General features: G+C 28.7%; 4 protein-coding genes. All 4 read left to right on the plus strand.

Features of this window, described 5'->3' with window-relative positions; all coding sequences use genetic code 11:
* Window positions 1–117 precede the first annotated feature (117 nt).
* Window positions 118–429 carry an NVEALA domain-containing protein gene (locus DW173_RS23465; protein ID WP_049702652.1) on the plus strand — a complete coding sequence of 104 codons (312 nt, stop codon included), beginning with the start codon at window positions 118–120 and terminating at the stop codon, window positions 427–429.
* Between the two features lie 105 nt (window positions 430–534).
* Window positions 535–1,659: a 6-bladed beta-propeller gene (locus DW173_RS23470; protein ID WP_049702653.1), complete on the plus strand. Its 1,125-nt coding sequence runs from the start codon at window positions 535–537 to the stop codon at window positions 1,657–1,659.
* 151 nt (window positions 1,660–1,810) lie between these two features.
* Window positions 1,811–2,140 (plus strand): hypothetical protein, encoded by a 330-nt coding sequence (locus DW173_RS23475; RefSeq protein ID WP_147402065.1) that lies wholly within the window; start codon window positions 1,811–1,813, stop codon window positions 2,138–2,140.
* A gap of 13 nt (window positions 2,141–2,153) precedes the next feature.
* Window positions 2,154–2,876 carry a 6-bladed beta-propeller gene (locus tag DW173_RS23480; RefSeq protein WP_233562292.1) on the plus strand — a complete coding sequence of 241 codons (723 nt, stop codon included), beginning with the start codon at window positions 2,154–2,156 and terminating at the stop codon, window positions 2,874–2,876.
* Window positions 2,877–2,915: the final 39 nt, after the last annotated feature.

A 2,915-nucleotide genomic window follows, 5' to 3' on the forward strand; every position in this document is an offset into this window, starting at 1 on the left:
AAAAAAGATTCGGATGCAAACATAAGAATAAAAATTAATGTAGCAAACTATTGTTATTCTGTTGAAATGATAGATACAGAAATGAAAAAGAAAGTATTAATGCAAAACTATTGAAAAATGAAACAGAGAATAATGGGCATTATTGCCGTTGTTGCTATTACCGCTGTTGCGGGATATAATGTATATAATTTGCAGAATGATGTGAATTTGTCTAATTTGGCTTTGGCTAATGTAGAAGCGTTAGCTGATGATGGAGAGGGATCAGGTGATAAGAAATTTGTTGTACCATGGACGGAAGAGGTTAGTAGGGAAGATAATGGAAACTCTATTATTGTGACTTATAAACATATTGTAAGATGTCCGCATGGAGGTTACAGTGATTGTACTCCAAGTGAAACGACTACGCAGGTAACTGTCCCCAAAGGATAATCTCTAATCTATACAAATCTACTGTGATGATTTTTTTATTTTGTAAAAATATTGCGGTGGATTTGTATGTACAATAAAAATTAGTATTTATTATCAATATATTTTATGATGAAACGAGTTGCTGGTCTTATTGTTTTTTTTCTAATAATTTTCTCATGTAATACATCAGTTAAAGAAAATGAAGAAAATTATGTCCGGACTATAAATTTAGATACACATTTAAATTTTGATATGAAAGTAGCTGAAGTGAAATATATTCCTTTAGAAACAAAAGAAGAATCTATGTTTCATGAAATGAGTAAAGTAATATATAGGAATAATCTATTTTATATTTTTGATAGAAAGGGAAAAGCTATATTTGTATTTGACAATAATGGAATGTTTATTAGAAAAATTCATAATGTTGGAGGTGGGCCGGAAGAATATATAGAGCCTTCAGATGTTGATGTTGACAAATTAGGAAATATTTATGTATCCGATAATGCGACAAAGCGTATAATTGTTTATCCTGAATCACAAAATGAAACTGTTAACGTGATTGACATTGATAGGTACTTTTGGGAGTTTGCGGTAGCGGATTCGAATTTTATTTATTTGTCTGATGTTGTTTCTAAAGGAAAGATGAATATTAAATTGGCAAAATACAATCGCCACAATAAACATTTTGATATTTTAGAAGAATCCGATTTGGACGAAACCGGGAATTTAGCTCATTTTGCCAAACACTATTTTTATCGATCTAATGATGAAATTTACTATTATATGCGTTTTTCACCTTGCATATATCGTATTGGGGGAGCTGAAGTAACAAAGGATTTTAAAATACAATCTAAGTGGCTTCCTACTAAAGATAAAATAATGCAATGGAAAGCTGGAGGCATGCAGTCTATAATAACAGATGAGAAATATATGCGTGACATATCAGCTTGTTATGAAACAGATAACACTTTTTTTATAGTGTCACAAACGACCCCTTCATTATATACAATCATAAATAAAAAGACACAAAAAGTATACAATATGCATTTGTTCAATGATAAAAGGCTTGATAGTTGTATTCATGTGCTATCATCTGATGGTAAATTTTATGTGTCCAGCTTTTTGCCGACGTCAAAAACTATTTCTTATATTCTTTCTAATGATAATTTGACAGATTCAGCGCATTTAAAATGTATTGAAAATTTAACAGAAGATTCTAATCCTGTTTTGGTACTATTTCGTTTTGAATAATTGCAGATAAATAGATAAGCAAAGTATATTATGAAAAAGAAAATAATGGGTGTTATTGCCGTTGTTGCTGTTACTACAATTGCGGAATATTAATCTCATAAGATGAATTTTTGAATCATTTTTATTTGTTCAATTTAGGCGGAATCTGATTATGAAACATTTATTATTAGTCGTTTCTCTTTTAATTTGCTTGTTTTCATGTCAAAATAGAAACAAAAAGCAGGTGGAAAAAATCTTAAATGATTGGATAGGTAAAGAGATTGTATTTCCTGAAAATCTAAACTTTAGTATTCAAGGTATGGATGAAATAGATTTTTCTATTAGTGATAGTGAATATAAGGTTATGGTATATGTAGATTCCATGGGATGTACGAGTTGCAAACTACATTTGTCAGAGTGGGAGCGTTATATTAATTATGTGGATTCTATTTATTCAAATATGATACAGTTTCTTTTTTTCTTTTTAATAAAAGAAACATAATTATAGTTCGTTTATGAAAATAATAATTGTATATATTTTTTTGTTATTGTTGGTTTCATGCAATAATCCTCGTAATAATTCTTTAAAAGAAGTAGAAGATAGGAATCTTACTTTGTTGGAATATGACTATTGTAGTAAGAAGAATCATTTGCATGAATTTGATTCTGTAACTTTTGTTCCATTAGAAACAAATGAGAGATCATTAATATCTAGTATAACTAAGATATTGTATAAGAATGAGACATATTATATTTTTGATAAAGTCCAAGCTATGATCTTTTTATTTGACGATAATGGTTCATATATTACTAAAATTCATAATATAGGAAGTGGACTAGGAGAATATGCTGATATATCAGACTTTGATATAGATGCAGATTTAAATATATACATATCATCTATTGTAGGACGAAAAATAATAAAATATAAATATCCTGATTACAAGTTGTTTACAGAATATAAAACTAATGCAACTGTAATGGAAATAGCTGTTGATGAGAAAACGGGAAAGATATGGGGAACCAATATATTTCAGACTGAAGACGGTATTTGTTTAGGATTTTATTCGAATGAGAAATTTGTTCCGGTAATAGCATCTAGAGGTATTGCAGATAATGCTAATACTCCATTTAAAGCCCAAAGTTTTTATAAATCAGGGAATCATTTATTTTTTAATCCTAGATATTCTCCATATATTTATATGATAGATAATGATGAAGTAAGCAAAGGTATATAAAAAAACAGATTTTTTACGCCCGGTAAATAAGAAAGTCAA

It is taken from the genome of Bacteroides sp. AM16-13 (assembly GCF_003602705.1).
GTDB classification, from domain to species: domain Bacteria; phylum Bacteroidota; class Bacteroidia; order Bacteroidales; family Bacteroidaceae; genus Bacteroides; species Bacteroides xylanisolvens.

What these genes read in the sequence shown, in the direction of transcription:
- DW173_RS23465 (WP_049702652.1), top strand. Translation starts at nt 118, where the DNA reads ATGAAACAGAGAATAATGGGCATTATTGCCGTTGTTGCTATTACCGCT.
- DW173_RS23475 (WP_147402065.1), top strand. Translation starts at nt 1,811, where the DNA reads ATGAAACATTTATTATTAGTCGTTTCTCTTTTAATTTGCTTGTTTTCA.
- DW173_RS23470 (WP_049702653.1), top strand. Translation starts at nt 535, where the DNA reads ATGATGAAACGAGTTGCTGGTCTTATTGTTTTTTTTCTAATAATTTTC.
- DW173_RS23480 (WP_233562292.1), top strand. Translation starts at nt 2,154, where the DNA reads ATGAAAATAATAATTGTATATATTTTTTTGTTATTGTTGGTTTCATGC.